The organism is Shewanella sp. Iso12, from assembly GCF_012030025.1.
Lineage (GTDB): Bacteria > Pseudomonadota > Gammaproteobacteria > Enterobacterales > Shewanellaceae > Shewanella > Shewanella algae.
This window is the reverse complement of record NZ_JAAUHW010000001.1, coordinates 639,335-661,553: the sequence shown is the minus strand read 5'-3', so window position 1 is coordinate 661,553 and position 22,219 is coordinate 639,335. Positions and strand designations below refer to the sequence as shown.

General features: G+C 55.3%; 20 protein-coding genes. 3 read left to right on the top strand and 17 right to left on the bottom strand.

The window, feature by feature from the left end; genetic code table 11:
- Positions 1-155 precede the first annotated feature (155 nt).
- The 17 genes from HCX89_RS02920 to HCX89_RS02840 form a co-directional block, all read right to left on the bottom strand.
- Positions 156-1,547, bottom strand: coding sequence for an NAD-dependent succinate-semialdehyde dehydrogenase (locus HCX89_RS02920; RefSeq protein WP_028779079.1), 1,392 nt, complete (start codon positions 1,545-1,547; stop codon positions 156-158).
- Positions 1,548-1,886: 339 nt separating this feature from the next.
- Complete coding sequence (locus HCX89_RS02915; RefSeq protein WP_109248496.1) at positions 1,887-2,999, bottom strand: glycerol dehydrogenase; 1,113 nt, start codon at positions 2,997-2,999, stop codon at positions 1,887-1,889.
- 266 nt (positions 3,000-3,265) lie between these two features.
- Complete coding sequence (locus HCX89_RS02910; protein ID WP_025009406.1) at positions 3,266-3,844, bottom strand: hypothetical protein; 579 nt, start codon at positions 3,842-3,844, stop codon at positions 3,266-3,268.
- A gap of 159 nt (positions 3,845-4,003) precedes the next feature.
- The gene (locus HCX89_RS02905; protein ID WP_025009405.1) at positions 4,004-5,044 is read right to left on the bottom strand and encodes a linear amide C-N hydrolase; all 1,041 of its coding nucleotides are present in this window, start codon (positions 5,042-5,044) and stop codon (positions 4,004-4,006) included.
- Positions 5,045-5,124: 80 nt separating this feature from the next.
- Entirely contained in the window at positions 5,125-5,562 is a 438-nt protein-coding gene (locus HCX89_RS02900; RefSeq protein WP_025009404.1) for a hypothetical protein, read from the bottom strand.
- Between the two features lie 70 nt (positions 5,563-5,632).
- On the bottom strand, positions 5,633-6,055 hold the full coding sequence (locus HCX89_RS02895) for a DUF1801 domain-containing protein (protein ID WP_167715001.1): 423 nt from the start codon (positions 6,053-6,055) through the stop codon (positions 5,633-5,635).
- Positions 6,056-6,155: 100 nt separating this feature from the next.
- A complete protein-coding gene (locus HCX89_RS02890; RefSeq protein WP_025009402.1) occupies positions 6,156-6,542 on the bottom strand; it encodes an NUDIX domain-containing protein in 387 nt (128 codons plus the stop codon).
- An 18-nt stretch (positions 6,543-6,560) separates the two neighbouring features.
- Positions 6,561-6,869 (bottom strand): hypothetical protein, encoded by a 309-nt coding sequence (locus HCX89_RS02885; RefSeq protein ID WP_025009401.1) that lies wholly within the window; start codon positions 6,867-6,869, stop codon positions 6,561-6,563.
- A 44-nt stretch (positions 6,870-6,913) separates the two neighbouring features.
- Entirely contained in the window at positions 6,914-8,089 is a 1,176-nt protein-coding gene (locus HCX89_RS02880; protein WP_167714999.1) for a DUF5694 domain-containing protein, read from the bottom strand.
- 926 nt (positions 8,090-9,015) lie between these two features.
- Entirely contained in the window at positions 9,016-9,672 is a 657-nt protein-coding gene (locus tag HCX89_RS02875) for a CoA transferase subunit B (protein ID WP_025009400.1), read from the bottom strand.
- 15 nt (positions 9,673-9,687) lie between these two features.
- A complete protein-coding gene (locus HCX89_RS02870; RefSeq protein WP_028779086.1) occupies positions 9,688-10,389 on the bottom strand; it encodes a CoA transferase subunit A in 702 nt (233 codons plus the stop codon).
- A gap of 64 nt (positions 10,390-10,453) precedes the next feature.
- On the bottom strand, positions 10,454-11,344 hold the full coding sequence (locus tag HCX89_RS02865) for a hydroxymethylglutaryl-CoA lyase (protein WP_167714997.1): 891 nt from the start codon (positions 11,342-11,344) through the stop codon (positions 10,454-10,456).
- Positions 11,345-11,346: 2 nt separating this feature from the next.
- Positions 11,347-13,404 carry an acetyl/propionyl/methylcrotonyl-CoA carboxylase subunit alpha gene (locus tag HCX89_RS02860; protein ID WP_167714995.1) on the bottom strand — a complete coding sequence of 686 codons (2,058 nt, stop codon included), beginning with the start codon at positions 13,402-13,404 and terminating at the stop codon, positions 11,347-11,349.
- A 13-nt stretch (positions 13,405-13,417) separates the two neighbouring features.
- Positions 13,418-14,272 carry an enoyl-CoA hydratase-related protein gene (locus tag HCX89_RS02855; RefSeq protein WP_254428340.1) on the bottom strand — a complete coding sequence of 285 codons (855 nt, stop codon included), beginning with the start codon at positions 14,270-14,272 and terminating at the stop codon, positions 13,418-13,420.
- Positions 14,273-14,283: 11 nt separating this feature from the next.
- Positions 14,284-15,891, bottom strand: coding sequence for a carboxyl transferase domain-containing protein (locus HCX89_RS02850; protein ID WP_025009397.1), 1,608 nt, complete (start codon positions 15,889-15,891; stop codon positions 14,284-14,286).
- A gap of 72 nt (positions 15,892-15,963) precedes the next feature.
- A complete protein-coding gene (locus HCX89_RS02845) occupies positions 15,964-17,133 on the bottom strand; it encodes an isovaleryl-CoA dehydrogenase (RefSeq protein ID WP_025889846.1) in 1,170 nt (389 codons plus the stop codon).
- A 60-nt stretch (positions 17,134-17,193) separates the two neighbouring features.
- Positions 17,194-17,601, bottom strand: coding sequence for a MerR family DNA-binding transcriptional regulator (locus HCX89_RS02840; protein ID WP_025009395.1), 408 nt, complete (start codon positions 17,599-17,601; stop codon positions 17,194-17,196).
- A gap of 395 nt (positions 17,602-17,996) precedes the next feature.
- Here HCX89_RS02840 and HCX89_RS02835 point away from each other — a divergent pair, with 395 nt between their 5' ends.
- The 3 genes from HCX89_RS02835 (at position 17,997) to gndA (ending at position 22,196) form a co-directional block, all read left to right on the top strand.
- Positions 17,997-19,913, top strand: coding sequence for a propionyl-CoA synthetase (locus HCX89_RS02835; protein WP_145839545.1), 1,917 nt, complete (start codon positions 17,997-17,999; stop codon positions 19,911-19,913).
- Positions 19,914-20,185: 272 nt separating this feature from the next.
- The gene (sugE, locus tag HCX89_RS02830) at positions 20,186-20,500 is read left to right on the top strand and encodes a quaternary ammonium compound efflux SMR transporter SugE (protein ID WP_025889847.1); all 315 of its coding nucleotides are present in this window, start codon (positions 20,186-20,188) and stop codon (positions 20,498-20,500) included.
- Between the two features lie 157 nt (positions 20,501-20,657).
- Positions 20,658-22,196: an NADP-dependent phosphogluconate dehydrogenase gene (gene gndA / locus HCX89_RS02825; protein ID WP_167714991.1), complete on the top strand. Its 1,539-nt coding sequence runs from the start codon at positions 20,658-20,660 to the stop codon at positions 22,194-22,196.
- Positions 22,197-22,219: the final 23 nt, after the last annotated feature.

The following is a 22,219-nucleotide window of genomic DNA, read 5'->3' as shown; positions in this document are numbered from 1 at the left end:
GGGTCACAAATCTATAGTCGATGCTGTCCATTTAAGCAATCTGGTCCAGCCTGTAAGCCTTGCTTGTCAGTATCTGTGTCAGTTCATGGACTTACACAAAAAGACCCGGCCAAATGGCCGGGTCTGTCATTGATTGCTGCGTGATTCAAGTGAGATCAGAAGGGGGCGTCGATATCCACCACATTGATCAGCTTGTGGTTGACGAACTCTTTCAGTCCTAAGTCGATCAATTCGCGGCCATAGCCGGAGCGGCGGATACCGCCAAAGGGCAGATCGGCCTTGACCATGGTGGGGTGGTTGACAAACATCATCCCGGTAGAGACTTGTTTGGCTACCGCCAGACCGCGTTGTTTGTCGGCGGTGAATACCGAACCACCGAGGCCGAAGGGAGAGTCGTTGGCAATGGCAATCGCTTCCTGTTCATCCTTGGCCTTGAGGATCATGGAGACAGGGCCAAAGAACTCCCAGTAGTAAGCCGGGTTGTCCGGGGTGACATTGGTGAGTATGGTCGGCTGCACAAAGGCGCCTTGCTCCGGCACTTTGGGGCCGACTTCGGTAGCCGTGGCACCATGCTCAACCGCTTCACGAATTTTCTGCTTCACTTCATCTGCGGCGCCCTGGGATGACAATGGGGCCAGGGTAGTATTCGGATCCATGGGGTCGCCGGCTTTAAGCTTGGCCACACCTTGGGTATAGCCTTCCATAAACTTGTCATAGATGGCTTCCACCAGGATCATTCGCTTGGATGAAACACAAACCTGACCCGCATTCCAGTGACGGCCGAACACCGCCCAATCTATGGTTTTCTCGAGCTCGGCATCTTCCAGCACGATAAAGGCATCAGAGCCGCCCAGCTCCAGGGTGGATTTTTTCAGCGCCTTGCCGGCCTGGGATGCGATAACGGCGCCGGCACCTTCAGAGCCGGTCAGGGCCACGCCATGCACCTTGGGTGAGTTAATGATCTGCTCGATTTGATCCCGGGTGGCATACAGGTTTTGGAAGGCGCCCTGCGGCAGCCCGGCATCACGCATCAGGCTCTCAAAGGCGGCGGCGCACTGAGGCACATTGGAGGCGTGTTTCAACAGCAGGGTATTACCGGCTGAAAGCTGTGGTGCCAGGATCCTGGCAATCTGGTAGTAGGGGAAGTTCCATGGCTCAATGGCCAACAATACCCCCAGAGGTTCATTGACTAAAAGTGCTTCCCCTTCGGCGGGATCGGCCACCGGCAGTTTCTGCGGTGCCAGCAGTCTCTCGGCATGCTGGGCATAGTATTCGAGGATTTGTGCCGACAATTCTACTTCGGCCTCAGCCTCTCCAATGACTTTACCCATCTCCAGAGTCAGCAGCTCTGCATAGCGGCGCTTGCTGTCTCTGAGCAGGGCTGCAGCCCGATTGAGTATTTCAGCCTTGGTGGCAAAGGGCGTATTGCGCCAGCTCAAGAAGGCCTGGTGGGCCGATTCAATCGCCTCGGTGACTTGGGCGTCAGTGGCGTTGGGGAATTCTTTGATGAGCTCTCCCGTGAAGGGATTGATCGTTGCATATGCCATGTGTTCCTCCCAGCGTTGCAAGTAATAGGGTATTGATGCCAACTCCTGGCATCGGGTGAAAATGTTTGGATTTATCGTGGATTCCGGCCCTCAGAGGCGAGTGGCTGGAAATAAAGCTCAAACCTTTCTACTCCTTAAATGGCGATAGTTGTGTGATGAGTGTCACGCAAATCCCCGGGGTTCTGCCGGCCGGTGATTTTTAATCCTTTTTTGTTAGGTCTTTGTTTTTAAAAAACTTAAAAACATCTTTGACTAACAAAAATGTAACCTTGGGCCTTGCTGTTATTTAAAGAAGGCTGCAAACCAACTCGCGGAGAGGGTTTGCAGCTCTGGCTGTTGTCAGTCCTGGCGGCGATAGCGCTCGGCCATGGCGTTGGCAGCTATCATCGCCTGATAGACATCATCGACGCTGATAGCCATAGGCATATTGCCCATGGTATCGCCTTCGGCGCAGGCGATTTCGGCGACCTTGCGCCACTCTTCTTCGCAAAAGTGCTTCAGCCCCATATCTGCCAGAGTCAGCGGCAATCCCGCGGTTTTAATGATGCGGACAACATTGTCTATTTCACTCTGTGGAGCGTTTTCCAGCACCAGTTGGGTCAAGAGGCCAAAGACCACCTTCTCGCCATGTTGGGCGCCATGCAGCTCGGCAACCGCCGACATACCATTGTTGACCGCATGCGCTGCCGCCAGGCCACCGGCTTCGGCGCCGACACCGCTTAAATAGATGGTTGCCTCTATGGTTTGCTCTAGCGCCGGGGTGACTATCTTGTTGTTTACCGCATCCATGGCGGCGGCAACGTTTTCACTCAGCAGTTGATAGCACAGCTGCGCCAGTCCAAGGCCGGTACGCGAGGGCTTTTTCAACACCAGGTTAACGCCATCGGCCTGATAACAGGCCCTGGCTTCAAAGTAGGTGGCCAGGGCATCACCTATACCCGCGGCAAAGAAACGCGCCGGTGCGGCGGCGATGATGCTGGTGTCGGCAATCACGGCATCCGGATTCTGTGGCAGGAATAGATAGCGTTCAAACTCACCCGCTTCGGTATAAATCACTGACAGAGCCGTACAGGGAGCATCGGTTGACGCTATGGTGGGGTAGAGAACGACGGGGTGCTTAAGGTGAAAGGCAACGGCCTTGGCGGCATCCAGGGTCTTACCGCCGCCGACACCCACTATTACGTTGGAATGAGCCTGCTCAGCCAGGGCGGCAAGCCGCTGGATCTCGGCTTCACTGCACTCGTAGTTGAATTTTTCCAGTTGGTTGCTGATGCCATTTTGCTCAAGACCCGTCAGGGCTTCATCCTCAAGCCTGCCGAGAATAAACTCATCGGCAATAATAAAAGCATTGTCGCCGAAGTCATGCACATATTCGTGCATTTGCGACAATAAGCCTTTGCCAATAATGAACTTTTTGGGAGATGTGACGGTACGTGGAACTGCTGTGCTCATATGGCCTCCATTACATTCAGACTCGGATCCTTGTTCAAAGAGACTCTATCACAGCCAAGATTTAAAGCTATGGCGCAACTGTCTGGTTTTTGTTGTGTTGGTGGCAATAAAAACTGGTTTTTGGTTTGAATGGCTAATTGGATAACTGGGATTTTTCTTTTATCTGGTGAGTCTGTGGCGCCAGTGGTCATGTCCTTGGCGGGCAAGGGGAGAGCGGCGGCAAGTTGTTTGCAGCCACCGTCTTTTGCAGGAATGATGTTCGGCCGCTATCCATTTCCTTTAGGAGGGGATTGGCGGCATTGGTTCAACAGGGTTTGCAAGTGGCCACCGAGCTGCTGATCCTTGATATCAGTGCCGTTTTTCAGTAGCTGTTCGACATCTGCCAAAGCCTTGTCTATTCCCTGGGATTCGATAAGTGTGCTGACATAGGCGGCGAGATCCGCTCCTTTATTCAGCAGTGCGGCTGCGTTTTCAAAACTGAAGCCCTGCTCCAGTAACTGCTGAATTTGGCCGAGCAGCTCGCTGACCCTGGCGGGCTCGGCCAATACGCCATCGACCTGGATCAGTTCACCAAGCGGATCCAGGCTGAGCTTTTCAGCGACGCAGGCGGTTACCGAGCTGACCTCGGCGCTGCGATTGATGGCATCCAGACCTTGAGAGCGGATCTGCTCAATGGCTTGTTGCAACTCTTGATCTTTGGCGAGCCACTGCTGCTCCAGTTGCGCCTTTTCATCGGCGGCAAACCAGCCGCAGCCGGAGAGTGTGCCAAGGGCCAGGGCCGAAAACATCCAGAGAGCGGTTTTGGAGTTAGGGAAATACTTGCCTAAGGTGTTGGTTAGCTTCATTCACAGGACTCCTGCAAAGATTCTCAGAGTTCACAGTATCCGCCATCAGCCTTAAGCCGGGCTGAACAGTTTTGAGTCCTAGATACGGTTTGCGCGAGTGTGGGCTCGGCAGTGAGGCCAAAAAGATAGACAGGGAGCCTTGGCTCCCTGTCTTAAAGATTAAAGCCCGGCGAACGTAAAGGGCTTGGCCGTGACAAAGTCCGACAGCGCGTTACCTGAGTAGATGCTGTTGTTGTTGATGGTCAGCTTTTTCACTTCTTGTTGTTTATTGAAGTCGATGCCCTTCATATCGACCCAGAAGGTGTTGGGGGTTAAGGCGGTTTCAAAGTAATACACCCGATTTTTATGATCCGAGACCGAGCGCCAACGGGTCGAAGAGATATTCGGTTCAGTCTCGGAAGCTATACCGAAAGGCACAGAGGCGTTACGAATGACGCTGAAGGCGCCGGCAACCGCCACCCGGGTATTGGCTGTCTTGGGAATGGCATCCATATAGAAAGAGGCCCTGACAAATCTGTCGGCGGCGCGGTTGGTTCCCGGCAACATGGTAAAGCCGCCAATCTGCTGCCAATACTGGTTCAGTGCCAGTTGCTGCTCGAAGATGGGGGAGTTGGTCATCACCCGGTACTTTTGGTCGTGATGGATCACCAGCTTGCCATCTATGTACTCGAATATGGCACTGTCACCTGCGGCATCGGAAATTGACAGATGCAGGGTGGCAAAGCGTTGGGTACCGGGAATATTGGCGGAAACTACTACAAAAGGTTCGGCTCTCAGTGCATCGACGGCTTCGGCGACTGTGGCAAAGTTATCCAGCACATATTGCACCCAGGCGGCGACCGACAGGCCTTTTCGTTTACCCTGGTATTCGGGATAACTCGACTCTGCCAGCCATAACAGATTGGCCACCAGGCCCTTCTCATTCATGCCGTCGGTGCTGGAGATATCAAAGGCGCTGGTGACCAGGCTACCGTAGCGTGAGGTCCAGGTGACTGAGTTGTCGCCGACCGCCCCATGGCGCTGCATGCCGCGGGGAAACAGCCACAGGCTCGCCGGGATTTCGTCGCGCCAGTCCATGGAGCGGGCAGTGATCACCAACTGTTCTTCGCCGTGATAGACGGCGCGGGTGCAGGCCTGCGCCGTCGTGCCGATAATCAGGATTAAGGCGCTGCTGATTAAAGTGATGAGTTTCCGATTCATAGTGACTTCCCTGTTTGATTGCTAAAGAGAGTTAAAGGTGTTGAACGCGTAATGGCAAGCCGGGTTGTTAATCCTGGCAATTATCTCAAGTGAAACAGCGCCTCCAAACCTGGGTTTTCTGTGTCTTCCCCCGGATGATACAGGTAGCAGCTGATGCGGGCATAGTTATCCAGATCGCCGCGCCACAGGCAGCTGGCTTCAATATCCCGCTCTTGTTGCTGAAAACGGATCCTAAGCACCTTGGCATCGCCGTTCAGCACCGGCTCTATGGCTGCTGTTCCTTGAATGCTTAAGCCTTCTATCTCCCGGCGCACCTTAAGTTCGCCGTCCTGCTCATAAATGCTCATCTTGCCCGTGTAGCTGGCATCTGAGTCAATGGCTTTGCCAACCAGCTGATAATTGCCCTGCAGATACTGCATAAAAAGCTCATCTACTTCGGCAAATGCCGCAGGTGCCAGGCAGAGGGAAAACAAGGGGAAAAACAATAGTGCCAAACGGCGAATAAACGGGTTATTCATTGACCTTCCTTAGATTTGTATATCTATAGCTATAGCTTGGTGCATCTTTGCTGCCGCTCTGGCAGCCCACTTACCGCTTTGATTGTTTCAGGGCCTTGTTGTGGTTGAAGTCGGCAGCGGCGCTTATCAGTGCCTTGAAAGCTGTTTCATCCAAGGATTGGCCCTGGGTAATATCTATGGCTCTACGCTGTTTGCCCTCAAGACCTGCATTAAACAGCTTTTGGGGATCCGGCAGCGAAGCGCCATTGGCAAATGTCAGTTTCAATTTGGCTTTGTATGACTCGCCGGTACAGAGTATGCCTTGGCTCGACCATACAGGTACGCCGGACGGGTTCGTTGGCTTTACCCATTTGCACTCTTCAACTACCTCGGGAATAGCTGCCTTGATAAGTTCGCGGATATGGCCAAGCATCTCGGCGCGCCAGCCGCCCAGGGCGGCAATCTTGTGGTCGATAGAAACACTACCGTCGGTTTGCTGCAATTTTTTGTCCATTTGTGTTCTCCCTGGCTCGCTTGCGAGTGCGAGCCTGACTCTGTGTTATCTGGCAGCAGGATAGACCAAGATGGACAAAGCTGCTCCAGCGAACGTCGATTCAATGGTCGCCAAGCAGTCTTGCAATCGCCTGCTGCGCCGCCGGTGCACACTTGATGATACCCACCATGTCTATCCAGTCCAGGCTTTCTATCTCGGCGGCGGTAATGATGTCGCCACTAAAGCCCGCGCTGAAACAATGCATGGTCAGCTCAGTGTTCTCGAAGCCGAAGGCCTTATCCGTAATGCTGAACCTGTGGCAAATGGTGTCTTGCTGCAGATTTATGCTGAGCTCTTCCTTCAACTCCCGAGTCAGGGCTTGTTCAAGGGTTTCACCCGGTTCAGGTTTGCCGCCGGGAATAAAGTACTTATCTTTGCCCTTGGATTTGACACACAAGACTTTACCGTCTTTTTCATATAGCCAGGCTACACTTTGCAATTGTTTCATGGGGTTCCTTGTTTACAACTAAAACCAAATCAATAACTGCCAGACTTTCCCCAGCAGACTCGGGAAGAGTCGCGGCAGTAACAGCGCCGTCAGGGCAAATACTGCCAGTGTCAGCCACCAACCCTGGCTGCCGATAAAGGCTTGGCCGTTGCTCCACAGGGCCAGATGTTTATTGGTTGCCAACCAAAGCAGTGCCGCGGTCGGCACGGCAAACACCAGAGCGGCCAGTTGCCCCATGAGCAGGCCAACAAGCCAACCGGAGTGGGTCTTGCTGCGCGCAGTTGATGACCCTTTGCCGCTGTTTCTATTTCGTGAGCTATGTTTCATGGGCGATGCTTTATTGATCGTGTGTTATGGACTGTTCATGTTCTTTATCTTTGCTCTTTATATGAGAGCAAGTGCTGTGGTGATTGCCCCTTTGATGTCTTTGGGGCGGCAAAATACTGCTGCGGTTGGATCAGTTTAACCCCTAACATATTGGCCAAATACTGCTCCAGAAACACCTTGTGACTGGCACCGACTATCACCAGCACCCGGCCTCCAGGGTTAGCTGCCACCACGCGCATGATGTGGGAGCTCATGTTGAGATTGCGTATCTCCCAAAGGGCAACCCGGGAGAGCGCCGCATCCTGGGTTAAATCTTTATCGATAAACAGGCTCCACTCCTGGTCAATGACGGCCCTCTGGTACTCCTGGCTGTTTAGCCAGGAAAAGAGCGGCAACCAATTACCTGTCTCAAGCGCCTCTGTCTTTAGCCTTTGTGGCTTGTTGATATAGTCGCTTTTGGCCAGAGCGGCGGCATGAGGCGACTGATTGTAAGACTCAAGCAGCCGCGCTTCGATGGGGCGGTAGAGATCTTTATCCAGATGATCATCTATCGGATAAATGCGCTTGAGCTTCAGTGCCATGGCCAGGTTGTTGCCAAGGGTGTTTTTCTCGTTATTGCTCGCGGCAAGTTGCTCCAGATAGTGCTGCAACTCGGTGGAAATCGTTGGGCTCGCCGCGGTTTTGTCCAAATAATGCCAGTGCAGCAGGGCTATCTCTTTGTGATAGGCGGCAACGGCCAACTTGATGAGCCTTGCTCGCTGCACAGGTTCAAGGCTTGTCTCGTCCAATAAGGGCTCCAGACTCTCAAGCGCCTTTTGCGCCGAGAGCCGCAACTCCTGCTGCTCCTTTATCGCCAGCGCCAGAAATCTTTGTCCCACAAAATGATCCAACACAGTTTGATACTCGCCAGAGCCGTTGATCATGGTGGCGATATCCTGTGGCCGCAGTGACTCTACCGCTATGGCCGTAGGCTGGTAACGGGAGAGTGGCTCAAGGATCGAGGACAGAGAGCGGCTGTCCAATTGCTGTTTGATATTGCTCAGGTGCAGGCTGCCAAGCACCATCACCTGGGTTTGCAGCTTACTCTTGACACTGAGTTGTTGCAGTGCACTCTTTGTACTCTCTGCGCTTAAAGCGGCAGCTTCTGTGGCGGTTGCATGAACTTGGGCAATACTCGATGTCGCCAGGCAGGCAAGAAGAAGCAGTACTTTGGTGGCCAAATTGAGTCTCCAAATTATGATTATTTTTTTACCCTATACCCGTGTTGGATACGAGCGGCGCCGGACTAAGGGGCTTTGCAACATCGGCTGGGCAGTATTTTGGGGTTTCACTAAGGGGGAGAGAGCCCGACTTTCCCTGTCGCATGCAACTGCCTGAAGTAACAGGCGGAGAATTGAGCCTTAGTCGTGAGCATCCAAGCACTAAAACATAAAAGCGTTAGCCGCTCTTGACTGGCGTCAGATTCGCGTCAAGCCATCCATTGCCAATGCCGTTTCAGGTTAATGGATAGCCACAGTGTATACAAGAGGGGAATACAAGAGTGTATAGACCGGGAAATTGGTAAACACTTTGTTCGGGGACATGGCTTACAGGCCAGCCTGCTGTGTTGTGCTTCTTGCAAAGGACTCGGGCCATTTGCTGCGAACCACGCCTTGCATTCAGGCCTGTAAGTCGACGCAGAGCACACATGGGACTTGTTCGCATCTTCCTTAGGTAGTGCATTTATTTTCTAAGCGCAGGTGGAACTTTGACCTTCCGGAGCATGGTTAGTAACGCATTGCGTTGGCTACGAACGAGAGGCATGAACGCCGAACTGGCTCATACCCAGGGAAGTGTATGGCCGAGGCAGAGCCTTGAGGGATAATGAGCCAGCTCACCCTCCTTGGTTCGTGCTCGAAAGCACCTTGCTCTAGCTACGCAACTAGCTACGCAACTAGCTATGCAACTAGCTACGCAACTAGCTATGCAACTCGCGCCATGTCACAGATGTGCCTGTGCGAAAATTTGCGGCATGTAATAGGAAAATCCACCGCCGTAAGCCCTGCAAGTGTTGGTGGGGAGAATTGTCCCTGTTGACTGAATACAAAAACACCCGCAACGGCGGGTGTTTGGGATATCACTTCTCTGTGGGAGCCACCGGTCTGATTTACAGTGCCATCTCTGGCACATGTTCCGGGACGATAAGCTTGCCGGCGGTTTTGGCAACTATCTCCTCGACACTCACACCAGGTGCCCGCTCCAGCAGGTGGAAGGCGCCGTCCTTGATTTCGATAAAGGCCAGGTCTGTCAGTACTCGCTTGATGCAGCCGTAACCTGTGAGCGGCAACTCGCATTTGCTCAGTAGTTTGGAGTTGCCATGTTTGTCGGCGTGCATCATGGTGACTATGATATTGTCGGCGCCGGCCACCAAGTCCATGGCGCCGCCCATGCCTTTAACCAGCTTGCCGGGGATCATCCATGAGGCGATAGAGCCTTCGACATCCACCTCGAACGCGCCCAGTACCGTGAGATCCACATGTCCGCCACGGATCATGGCGAAGCTCTCGGCGCTTGAGAAGAAAGACGCGCCCTTGACGGCGGTAACGGTTTGCTTGCCGGCGTTGATCAGATCCGGATCTATAGTGTCTTCGGTGGGGAATTCACCCATGCCCAAGAGGCCGTTTTCCGATTGCAGCATCACCTGCATGCCCTCGGGGATATAGTTGGCCACCAGAGTCGGGATACCTATCCCCAGGTTGACGTAGTAACCGTCTTTGAGTTCCTTGGCGACGCGTTGGGCCAGTTGTTCTCTTGAAAGTGCCATTTTGCTCTCCTGCCCTTATGCCTGTTTGACTGTGCGCTGTTCGATACGCTTTTCGAACACACCCTTGATGACGCGATCCACATAGATGCCCGGGGTGTGGATATGATCCGGGTCCAGCTCACCCGGCTCGACTATCTCTTCCACTTCCACCACTGTTATCTTGCCGGCGGTGGCCATCATGGGGTTGAAGTTGGCGGCTGTCTTGCGAAATACCAGGTTACCCATGGTATCGGCCTTCCAGGCGCGGATCAGCGCGAAGTCGGCGGTCAGTGCCTCTTCCAGCACATAGTGGCGGCCATTGATTTCGCGGGTCTCTTTGCCATCGGCCACCGGGGTGCCGTAGCCAGTGGCGGTAAAGAAGGCGGGGATCCCGGCGCCGCCGGCGCGGATCTTCTCCGCCAGTGTGCCTTGCGGAGTAAGGATTACATTGAGCTCGCCGCTGAGCATCTGCCGCTCAAAGGTGGCGTTTTCACCCACATAGGAGGCGATCATTGTGCTTATCTGCTTATGTTGCAGCAGCAGCCCCAGTCCGAAGTCGTCCACCCCGGCGTTGTTGGAGATGGCGGTCAGGCCGCTGACGCCCAGCTTGACCATCTGATTGATAAGGCCTTCGGGAATGCCGCAAAGGCCAAAACCGCCCACCATGACTGTCATATCATTGGTGAGACCTGCGAGCGCTTCGTCGTAGCTGCCGACGACTTTATTGAGTCCTGCCATAGTGATGTCCTTGCTGTTTATTATCTGTCGTAATACTGCTTATCTGTTGTGCCACCTGGAAGCCTTAAGCTCCCAGGGCTCTGGCCACTTTTGAACTGGTTTTCCGGCCAAGCTGCTGGCTTATCTGCCGTCCGGCCTGGGCCAGTTTGTTGAGATCTATGCCTGTGTCTATACCCATACCATGCAGCATGTAGACAAGATCTTCACTGGCCAGATTACCGGATGCGCCTTTGGCATAGGGGCAGCCACCGAGTCCGGCGACCGAGGTATCTATTACACTGACGCCGGTTTCCAGGCAGGCGAGAATGTTGGCCAGCGCCTGACCGTAGGTATCATGGAAGTGTAGCGCCAAGCGCTCTACCGGTACGCGCTCGGCCACGGTTTCCACCATTTTGCGGGCCTTGAGCGGTGTACCTACGCCTATGGTGTCGCCGAGAGATATTTCATAGCAGCCCAATTGATGCAGAATGTCGGCGACCCGAGCCACTTCTGTCGGGGCGATTTCACCATCATAGGGGCAACCCAGTACGCAGGAAACATAGCCACGAACCCGAATGCCTTGCTCCTTGGCCCGGCTCAGCAGGGGCTCGAAGCGGGCGATGGACTCTTCGATGGAGCAGTTGATGTTCTTCTGGCTGAAGCCTTCGGAGGCGGCGGCAAATACCGCCACTTCATCGGCACCGGCATCCAGCGCCAACTCCAGGCCCTTGAGATTGGGAGTCAGGGCGCTGTAGCAGACGCCGGCGCGGCGTGAAATGCCGCGTAGCACCTCGCCCGAGTCTGCCATTTGCGGCACCCACTTGGGTGACACAAAGCTGGCGGCTTCGATGCGCTTCACCCCGGCATCGGCCAAGGCTTCAATCAGGGCTATCTTGGCCTGAGTGCTGACCGAGGTTTCATTTTGCAGGCCGTCTCTTGGGCCCACTTCAAACAGGCTTACCTTGGGAGGCAGCATTTTTAAGCCTCCTTGAGTTGTTCGCTGAGCTCCAGCAACTGGGCGCCATCGCTGACCAGTTCGCCGGGCTGGAAGAAAAACTCACTCACAGTGCCATCGAAAGGCGCGGCTATGGTGTATTCCATCTTCATCGCTTCCATCACCATCAGCCCTTGGCCGGCCTTAACGCTGTCGCCCACAGCCACCAGATGGGTGACTATGGTGCCGTTCATCGGCGCCTTGAGCAGATCGGCGTGGTTGGCCTGTTCCTCTTCCAGCTCATTCTGAATGGCGCGGAAATGGCAGGCGCTAAGCTCGCCGGAGCGGCCAAGCAGGGTAAAGTCCATGCCCTGGCGGCTGATTCGCTGGCTGCTGATATGCCCATCGACCACACAGCGAAGCGTGTCTCCACCGGCCTCATCTGTGCTCAACTCGCCTTCGATAACCAGAGTTTGACCATCCAGTGTCAGTTGCCAGCTATCGGCCTTGGCCAGCTCAGTCAGCTGCAGGTGATGAATATGGTGTTCATCGTCCATCAGGGCAATATCGTGGCGCTTGGCGCTGTTGAGTCTAAAGCCACTGGCGCTGCCCCAGGGCGAGGAAGGGTCCTGACTGTTTGCCTGTTTGGCCTGGGAGTCGCGTTTGCGCCACAGCATTTCATACAGTGCGGCTTTGGCCAGCAGCGGCAAGGGCGGGGCGCTGTCTTTCGCTTGAGGCAGCAGCTGTGCTTGATAGCGCTCAATAAAATCTGTGCTGAAGTCGGCGCCGGCAAAGGCCGGGTGAGCGGCGATTTTACCTAGGAAACCGATATTGTGTTTCAGGCCGGTGAGCTGGAAGTCATCCAGAGCCCTTTGCAGGCGCTGCAGCGCTCTTGGGCGTGACTCATCCCAAACAATCAGCTTGGCTATCATGGGATCGTAGAAGTTGGAGATTTCATCGCCTTCACGGACCCCTGAGTCGATACGCACATGGCGCGATGGTTTGGGCTCGCGCAGGAAGTTGAGCTTGCCGCTGGCAGGCAGGAAGTCGTTATCCGGATCTTCGGCATAAATTCGCACTTCAAAGGCATGGCCATTAATGGCAACTTGCTCCTGAGTCAGGGGCAGAGGCTCTCCGGCGGCGACCAGCAGTTGCCAGTGCACCAGATCTGTCTCTGTCACCAGCTCGGTAACAGGATGCTCTACCTGCAAACGGGTATTCATCTCCATAAAGAAGAAGCTGCCGTCTTCCTCTGTGGCATGGGTGTCCAGCAAAAACTCGACCGTGCCTGCACCCACATAGTCGATTGCGCGGGCGGCCGCCACGGCGGCTTCACCCATGCGGCGACGCAGGGCGTCGCTGAGGCCGGGAGCCGGCGCTTCTTCCACCACTTTCTGGTGGCGGCGCTGAATCGAGCAGTCCCTGTCTGACAGATAGATGGCATTGCCCTGGGTGTCGGCAAATATCTGCACTTCCACATGGCGCGGCTGCTCCAGGTAACGCTCCATCAACAGCTTGTCATTGCCAAAACTGGAGGCGGCTTCACGGCGGGCCGAGTCGATGGCCGACTTGACTTCCGTCAGGCTGCGGACAATCCGCATTCCCTTGCCACCACCACCGAAGGCGGCCTTGATCAGCAGCGGGAAACCGATTTTTTCGGCTTCACTGAGCAGCAGCTCATCGCTCTGGTCATCACCGTGATAGCCGGGCACCAGCGGCACTCCGGCGCGGCCCATGATGAGTTTGGCCGCGCTCTTGCTGCCCATGGCTTCTATGGAATCGGCCTTGGGACCGATAAAGGCAATATTGGCCCGTTCGCAGGCAGCGGCAAAACCGGCGTTTTCCGACAGAAAACCATAACCCGGGTGGATCGCCTCGGCGCCACAGGCCTTGGCGATATCGATAATGGCATCGCCCTTGAGGTAGGAGTCGGCTGGCGCCGAGCCCCCCAGATAAAAGGCTTCATCGGCCATGGCCACGTGGGCGGCATGGCGATCGGCATCCGAGAACAGTGCGACAGTGCGCACACCCAATGACCTGGCGGTACGTATGATGCGACAGGCAATTTCGCCGCGGTTGGCAATCAGAATCTTGTTGAACATCTTACATCCTTCCTTAGTCACGGCGCTCTGGCGGGTTCGAGCTATTGCCTGGATTGCAACTGGAGTTGCTGCCCGTATTGTTACTTGTGCCTTGCCAGTTCGGCGGGCGTTTTTCGAAAAAGGCGTTCAGCCCTTCCTGGCCTTCAGCAGACACCCGGATCCGGGCGATGGCCTCGCCGGTGAGCGCCAGCGTCTGTTCATCTATCAGTCCGTGGCGGATATCGCTTATCAGCTGTTTGCACCAGTTGAGCGCCTGCGGACTGTTGCCCAGCAGCGACTCGATAAGGGGCGCGGCGGCGGCATCAAGATCGTCTGCTACCTGATGCACCAGTTGCAAAGTCATGGCGGCTTCGGCATCGAAACGCTCTGCGGTCAACATATAGCGTCTCGCCTGACGCTCGCCCATGGCGCGGCGCACATAGGGGCTGATAACCGCCGGGATCAGGCCAAGCTTCACCTCGGACAGGCAAAAGCTGGCCTTGGGGGTCGCAATGGCTATATCGCAGCAACACACCAGCCCTAGCGCCCCGCCAAAGGCCGCGCCTTGCACCAGTGCCAATGACGGTTTGGGGAATTGATCCAGAGTGGCCATCAACCGGGCCAACTCGGCGGCGTCTTTGAGGTTGTCGTCAAAGTCCATCGCCGCCTGTTTGCGCATCCAGTTCAGGTCGGCGCCGGCGCTGAAATGTTTGCCGTTGGCTTTCAGCAGCAGCACCCGGCAGGCGGGATCCCGGGCCAGGGACTCCAGCGCATGAATGAGCTCGGCAATCATCACCTCATCGAAGGCGTTGGCCAGCTGAGGGCGATTCATCACCAGGGATGAAACGCCGCGGGAGTCGGTGGTTAAGGTCAGATATTGATAATCCATTCCGGCCTCCATTACATGCGGAACACGCCGAAACGTGTGTCCTCAATGGGCGCATTCAGCGCCGCCGACAATGCCAGGCCGACCACATCCCGGGTCTGGGCCGGGTCGATAATGCCGTCGTCCCACAAACGGGCGCTGGCATGGTAGGGGTGCCCCTCTTTATCGTATTGGGCTATCACCGGAGCCTTGAAGGCGGCTTCTTCCTCGGCGCTCATGGTCTGCCCCTTGCGGGCCAGGCCGTCTTTACGCACTGTGGCCAGCACTCCGGCGGCTTGTTCGCCCCCCATGACTGAGATGCGGGCGTTGGGCCACATCCACATCATGGTGGGTTCAAAGGCGCGACCGCACATGCCGTAGTTACCGGCGCCGTAGGAACCGCCGATGATCACGGTAAACTTGGGCACAGTGGCGCAGGATACAGCGGTCACCATCTTGGCGCCGTGTTTGGCTATGCCTTCATGCTCATATTTCTTGCCGACCATAAAGCCGGTGATGTTTTGCAAAAACAGCAGCGGGATCTTGCGCTGGCAGCAAAGCTCGATGAAGTGCGCGCCTTTTTGCGCCGACTCGGAAAACAGAATGCCGTTGTTGGCCACTATGCCTACCGGGTAGCCATGAATACGGGCAAAACCGCACACCAGAGTGGCACCGTAACCGGCCTTGAACTCGTCGAAGTCCGAGTCATCGACGATGCGGGCAATCACTTCTTTGACATCGAAGGGCTTTTTCAAGTCGGTGCCGACTATGCCATAGAGCTCATGAATATCGTACTTGGGTGGCTTTACCTGGCTCAGAGTCTGGGCAATCTGCTTTTGGTGATTGAGGCGGGAGACGGCATTGCGGGCCAACTCCAGCGCGTGGTCGTCGTTTTGCGCCAGATGATCGGCCACACCGCTTATCTTGGTGTGTACCTCGGCGCCGCCGAGTTCTTCGGCACTGACCTCTTCACCTGTGGCGGCTTTCACCAGCGGTGGGCCGGCCAAAAAGATGGTGCCCTGTTCACGGACAATAATCGATTCATCCGCCATCGCCGGCACATAGGCGCCACCTGCGGTACACAGGCCCATGACCACGGCGATTTGCGGGATCCCTTTGGAGGACATGCGGGCCTGATTGAAGAAGATACGGCCGAAGTGATCCCTGTCCGGAAACACTTCATCCTGGCGCGGCAGGTTGGCACCGCCCGAGTCCACCAGATAGATGCAGGGCAGGTGACAGCGCTCGGCTATCTCCTGAGCCCGCAGGTGTTTTTTCACCGTCAGCGGGTAGTAAGTGCCGCCTTTGACCGTGGCGTCGTTGGCGATAATCATGCACTCGACTCCGCTGACCCGGCCGATCCCGGCTATGATGCCGGCGGCGGGCACTTCTTCGTCATAGACTTCGAAGGCGGCAAACTGGCTCAGTTCCAGAAATGGCGAGCCGGGATCCAGAAGTTTCTCTACCCGGGTGCGCGGCGCCAGTTTACCGCGAGACAGATGGCGCTCCATGGCCACAGGGCCACCGCCTTCGACTATCTTGTTGAGCTTTTGTTGGACATCGGCCACCAGGTGGGACATGGCGGCTTGTTTTTCCCTGAATTCATCGCTGCGGGCGTTGATTCTACTGCTGATTTGAGGCACGGCTTGTCATCCTTTTCGACTGAATGGGGGAGCGTGAAGGGCCGCTTGCTTGAACGGCCCCGGCATTCGCCATTACTTGGTTTCGTTGAACAGCTCGCGGCCGATGAGCATGCGGCGGATTTCCGAAGTACCGGCGCCGATTTCATAGAGCTTGGCATCGCGCAGCAGGCGACCGGTGGCGTATTCATTGATATAGCCGTTGCCGCCCAGCAACTGAATGGCGTCCAGTGCCATCTTGGTGGCGAGCTCGGCGCTGTAGAGAATGGCACCGGCGGCATCTTTACGTGTGGTTTCGCCGCGATCGCAGGACTTGGCGACGTTATAGATATAGGATTTGGCGGCATTCATGCCTGTATACATGTCGGCCAGTTTGCCCTGCACCAGTTGGAATTCGCCGATGGATTTGCCGAACTGCACCCGCTCGTGCATATAGGGCATCACTATGTCCATGCAGGCGGTCATTATCCCAAGGGGGCCGCCGCTGAGCACCACCCGCTCGTAGTCGAGGCCGCTCATCAGTACCTTTACACCCTGGTTGAGGCCGCCGAGAATATTTTCTTCCGGGACTTCGCAGTCTTCGAATACCAGTTCACAGGTGTTGGAGCCGCGCATTCCCAGCTTGTCGAGCTTCTGTGCCTGGGAGAAGCCTTTGAAGCCGCGCTCGACGATAAAGGCAGTAATCCCGTGCGGGCCCTTGTCCAAGTCGGTTTTGGCGTAAATCACATAGGTGTGGGCATCCGGGCCATTGGTGATCCACATCTTGTTGCCGTTGAGAATGTAACGGTCGCCTTCCTTGCGGGCATGCAGCTTCATGGAAACCACGTCCGAACCTGCGTTGGGTTCACTCATCGCCAGTGCGCCTATATGCTCGCCGCTGACCAGCTTGGGCAGGTATTTTTCCTTCTGGGCCTGATTGCCGTTGCGGTTGATCTGGTTAACGCACAGGTTGGAGTGGGCGCCGTAGGATAAACCTATAGACGCCGAAGCACGGGAGATCTCTTCCATGGCGACGACGTGCGCCAGATAACCCATGTTGGCACCGCCGAACTCTTCTGGGACTGTTATCCCAAGCAGCCCCATGTCGCCGAACTGAGGCCAAAGCTCGTTGGGGAAGGCGTTGTCCTGATCCACCTTGGCGGCAATGGGGGCGATTTCATTGGCGGCGAAACCGTTGACTGCATCCCGCAGCATATCGATTTCTTCACCGAGTCCAAAGTTGAGGCTTGAGTAGAGAGAGTTCATTGGCTTGATGTCCTGTAAGTTAATATTTTTATTTTATTATTATGGTGTTTGGTCAATGGCTCAGGCTTTTTCCTGCTCCATGTCATCCAGCGCCTGACGGCACTGAAGTTCGGCAGAATTGAGTTCCATCAACACCACCTTGATATCGTCCATCTGCTGTTGCAGTGAGGTTTTTTTCTCTTCGATCAGGGCCAACATGGTATTGAGCTGTGCATGGCTGCTCTTGTCGGCATCGTAGAGTTCAAACAGTCGGCGGGTTTCCGCCAGGGAAAAGCCCAGACGCTTGCCGCGCAGGATCAGTTTCAGTCTGACTCTGTCCTTGAGACTGTAGATACGGGTCTGACCACGACGCCTGGGTTTGAGCAACCCTTGATCTTCATAGAAGCGGATGCTGCGGGTGGTGATATCAAATTCCTTTGACAGATCACTGATGGAGTAAGTGGTTTGTGGATTGTGGTTTGCGCTCATCGATAACACCATAAAATGGAACTTGTTTGGCAAGATATATGAAGTTTACGTAAAGGTAAAGTTTGTTGTGGCATTTTGCGAACTGTGAGGTGTCAATCCCTGCTGCCATCGGCCTTTGCCCGTATTGAAACACTCGTTTCAGTTGGCTGTTCATTTATCTCACAGCAGCAGATAGCAATGCATGCTGCCCTTCGCTATGCCTATGTTTGCATTCCAATCGTTTTGAAGGCCGGAGCGGATAAACAGCAAAATGCCCTGAGGCCAAAAGGCGCAGTTAGAGCAGGGTTTTAGGCTAACGTCTAATTGGGGACAGGGCCAAAAAAGACTATTAATTGTCCCAGGAAGGAAGGGAACGCAGTGCCGTCGCAGAACGGCGTCCTTTGGGAGGACAGATAATGATAGATCCGGGTTTAGCCCTGCATAAGGCGTCACTCGAGGACAAGACACAGTTTTGGGGCGAGTGTGCCCGTGCCATAGATTGGCAACAGCCCTGGGAGCAGGTGCTGGATGAGAGTGAGGCGCCATTTTACCGCTGGTTTCGCGGTGGCATGCTCAACACCTGCTACAACGCGGTGGATAGGCATGTGGCCGCAGGGCGTGGCGAACAGATCGCCATTCAATATGTCAGCCCGGTAACAGATACCGAGTATGGCATCAGCTATAACGAATTGCAGCAGCAGGTGAGCCGCCTGGCGGGCTGGATGCAATCTGTCGGTATCAATAAGGGCGATAGAGTCGTTATCTATATGCCCATGGTGCCGGAAACCGTGTTTGCCATGCTGGCCTGTGCCCGAATAGGCGCGATACATTCAGTGGTGTTCGGCGGCTTTGCCGCCAATGAGTTGGCAACCCGGATCAACGATGCCAAACCCAGACTGGTGTTGTCTGCCTCCTGCGGTATAGAACCCTCAGGCGTTGTGCCTTATAAGCCATTGCTGGACAAGGCGCTGGAACTGTCCGAGCACAAGGTGGAAAATTGCCTTATTCTCGGCCGCAGTCAGTATCAGGCCGAGTTACAACCCGGGCGGGATCATGACTGGCAGAATGCCATCTGTCAGGCGAGCCCGGCCGATTGTGTGGCGGTCGAAGCCACTCATCCCCTGTATATTCTCTACACCTCCGGCACCACAGGGCAGCCAAAAGGTGTGGTGCGCGACAATGGCGGCCACGCCGTGGCTCTGGCCTGGTCGATGAAGGCTATTTACGACATAGACGCAGGCGATGTCTTCTGGGCAGCCTCGGATGTGGGGTGGGTAGTGGGTCACTCCTATATTGTCTACGCACCGCTGCTGGTAGGCGCCACCACCTTGCTGTTTGAAGGCAAACCTGTGGGCACCCCGGATCCCGGCACTTTCTGGCGCACCATATCCAAGTACAAGGTCAAGAGTTTCTTCACCGCACCGACTGCGATTCGTGCCATCAAACGTGAGGACCCGGAGGCAAGCTATGTAGCTCAAAGCGATCTCTCTTGCCTGAAAAATGTGTTTCTGGCCGGCGAACGTTGTGATCCGGATACCCTCAACTGGGCGGCCGAGAAGTTGGCCAAGCCAGTAATAGATCACTGGTGGCAAACCGAAACAGGATGGGCGATTGCCGCCAACCTGATGGGGGTTGCCCCTATTCAGGTCAAAGCCGGGTCACCGGCCAGAGCCGTGCCCGGTTATCAGGTGGAAGTATTGGACGAAATGGGTGAGCAGGTGGCTCCCGGGCAGTCGGGCAATGTGGTGATCAAATTGCCTCTGCCGCCTGGAACCCTGACCACGCTGTGGCAAAACGATAAGCGCTACCATGACAGCTATCTGGCCATGTATCCCGGCTATTATCTCACCGGAGATGCCGGCTATATGGATGAAGAGGGCTATCTTTACATCATGAGTCGCATCGATGACATCATTAATGTGGCCGGTCACAGATTATCGACCGGACGTTTTGAAGAGGTGCTTTGTCAGCATCCGGCAGTGGCTGAAGCAGCGGTTATCGGTGTGGAAGATAAGCTCAAGGGCCAGGTGCCGCTGGGGTTGGTGGTGCTCAAGATGGGTAATACCCTGAGCGAAGAGCAGCTACACAAGGAGCTGGTGGCTCTGGTGCGCCAGGAAATAGGCCCGGTGGCGGCATTCCGTTTGGTGAGCGCCGTGCCCAAGTTGCCCAAGACCCGCTCCGGCAAGATACTGCGTGGCACCATGCGTAAAATTGCCGACAACCAGGAGTTCAAGGCGCCGGCAACCATAGAGGATCCCGCTACTCTGGATCTGGTACGCACCGCGCTGACCCGCATGGGCTATGCCGATTCTCTGGTGAAAGAGCACGCCTGAGGTTGACTTTCTCCTTTTGCGCCTGCCGTCGGCAGGCGTTTTTTTAGCTGTTTTTCATGTTGCAAAGGCGCGCCTCTTACACTTTGCCCTTTGAGTCGGCCTTTGCTAAGATGCCGCTGCTCCGTTAGGGGCAAAGTAGTTACATTCAAGCTTTACATTCAGGCTTGCAACTTAAGCTCACTATGTAGCCTTATCATTCCGGCCGCAGGGACGACCCTGCAAGCGCCTTATCTATTACCGGGGACGACCCCTTTTTAAAAAGGGAAGGGTCCATGAACTGGATACTCTTAATCCTCGCTGGTTTGTTCGAAATCGGTTGGGCCATAGGCCTTAAATATACCCAGGGCTTTACCAAGTTAACTCCGAGTCTGTTGACCTTGGGCGCCATGGCCATCAGTGTCGGTTTGCTTGGGCTGGCGACCAAGTCATTGCCAATAGGCACGGCTTACGGTGTTTGGGTTGGCATAGGTGCCATGGGCACGGCATTGGTGGGTATCTGGCTGTTCGGCGAGAGCGCCAGCCTGATGAAAATCGGCAGTTTACTGTTGATTTTTATTGGTGTCTTGGGGCTGAAACTGGCCAGCTGAACCCGGAGGTTTGCCTGTTAATCGTGTTTTTCAAACAAGGTTATCGCCAAGGGTGACTGGTAATTAACTTTCGTTAATCAGTATAATTAATCCACTCAAGGCCGGCTGTTTGCTCACAAAATGGCCGGCTCATCTGCTACCCGTGGAATTAACAACAATGCAAACCCACAAGCATCTTTCTGACATCGGGGTCATAGGCCTGGGTGTTATGGGCAAGAATCTCGCTCTCAATATCATAGATAACGGCTATCGGGTCGCGGCGTTCGATCTGGACAGTCGCAAAGTGACAGCTGCCGAAAACCAGGCCAAGGTGGAAGTGACCGAGAGGGAACAATTGCTGTTTGGCTGTAATAATCTTACTGATTTGATGGCAAATTTAGCAACACCGCGCATCCTGCTGTTGTCCATTCCGGCCGGTACGGCAGTCGATGCCGTATGCCAATCCCTGCTCGATGCCGGGATTGAGCGCGAGGATATAGTCATAGACACGGGCAATAGCCTGTGGACAGACACCATAGCGCGGGAGCAGCGCTATCGCGATCAGTTTATCTTCTTCAGCTCAGCCGTATCCGGCGGTGAGGTGGGGGCCAGATTCGGGCCCTCGCTGATGCCAAGCGGTGATATCGAGGCCTGGGAGCGGGTTGCTCCCATTTGGCGGGCGATAGCTGCCAAGGTGGATGGTGACACCGGATTGCCGCTGGAACGATTTGAGCCCGGCAACCCGGTTACCCAAGGGGAGCCCTGCACGGCTTACATAGGCCCGGCCGGTAGCGGTCACTATGTGAAGATGGTGCACAACGGCATTGAATATGCCGACATGCAGTTGATTTGCGAGGCTTATCATTTGCTAAGCCAAGTGCTGGGCCTTGATGCCTACGCCATTGCCCAGGTGTTCGAGCGCTGGAATACAGGTGTGCTCTCCAGTTATCTGATGGAAATCAGCGCCGAGGTCTTGCGGCAACAGGACCCATTGAGCGACAAGCCTCTGGTTGAGATGATCCTCGATAAGGCGGGGCAGAAGGGCACTGGCCTGTGGACGGCAGTCAGCAGCCTGCAGATAGGTTGCCCGGCGCCCACTATCGCAGAAGCGGTTTATGCCCGCGCCATCAGTACTCAAAAGGTTCTGCGCCAGAGTTTGGCCAGCAAGTTGGCTGCTCCCGAAGCGCGAGACACTCAATCGGCGGCCTCGGACGAGCAACAAAGCTTTATTGATGGCCTGGAGAGTGCACTCTATTGCGCCAAGGTGAGCTGTTATGCCCAGGGGTTCCAGTTGATGGCGATGCAGGCTCAGGAGCAGGGATGGCGGCTGGATTTTGCCGCCATCGCCAGGATTTGGCGCGCCGGCTGTATTATTCGCGCCAGATTCCTGCAATCCATAGCCGCAGCCTACGACAGCGAGCCGGAATTAGCCAATTTGCTGTTGGCCGATGGCTTTGCTTCAACGCTTTCGGCGCGCCAGCAGGCATGGCGGCAAACGGTTGCCAAGGCGGTGCTTGCAGGTGTGCCTGTGCCCTGCATCTCATCGGCGCTTTCTTACTACGACAGTTATCGCAGTGAGACGCTGCCGGCCAATCTGTTGCAGGGACAACGGGACTTTTTCGGAGCGCATAGTTTTGAGCGCATAGACCAAGCTGCCAACGAGCGTTATCACCTGGATTGGAGTGACCCCAAGCGGCCGCTGATTAAGCTGGATTGAGGGAAAACCGGGTCGGCAGAACA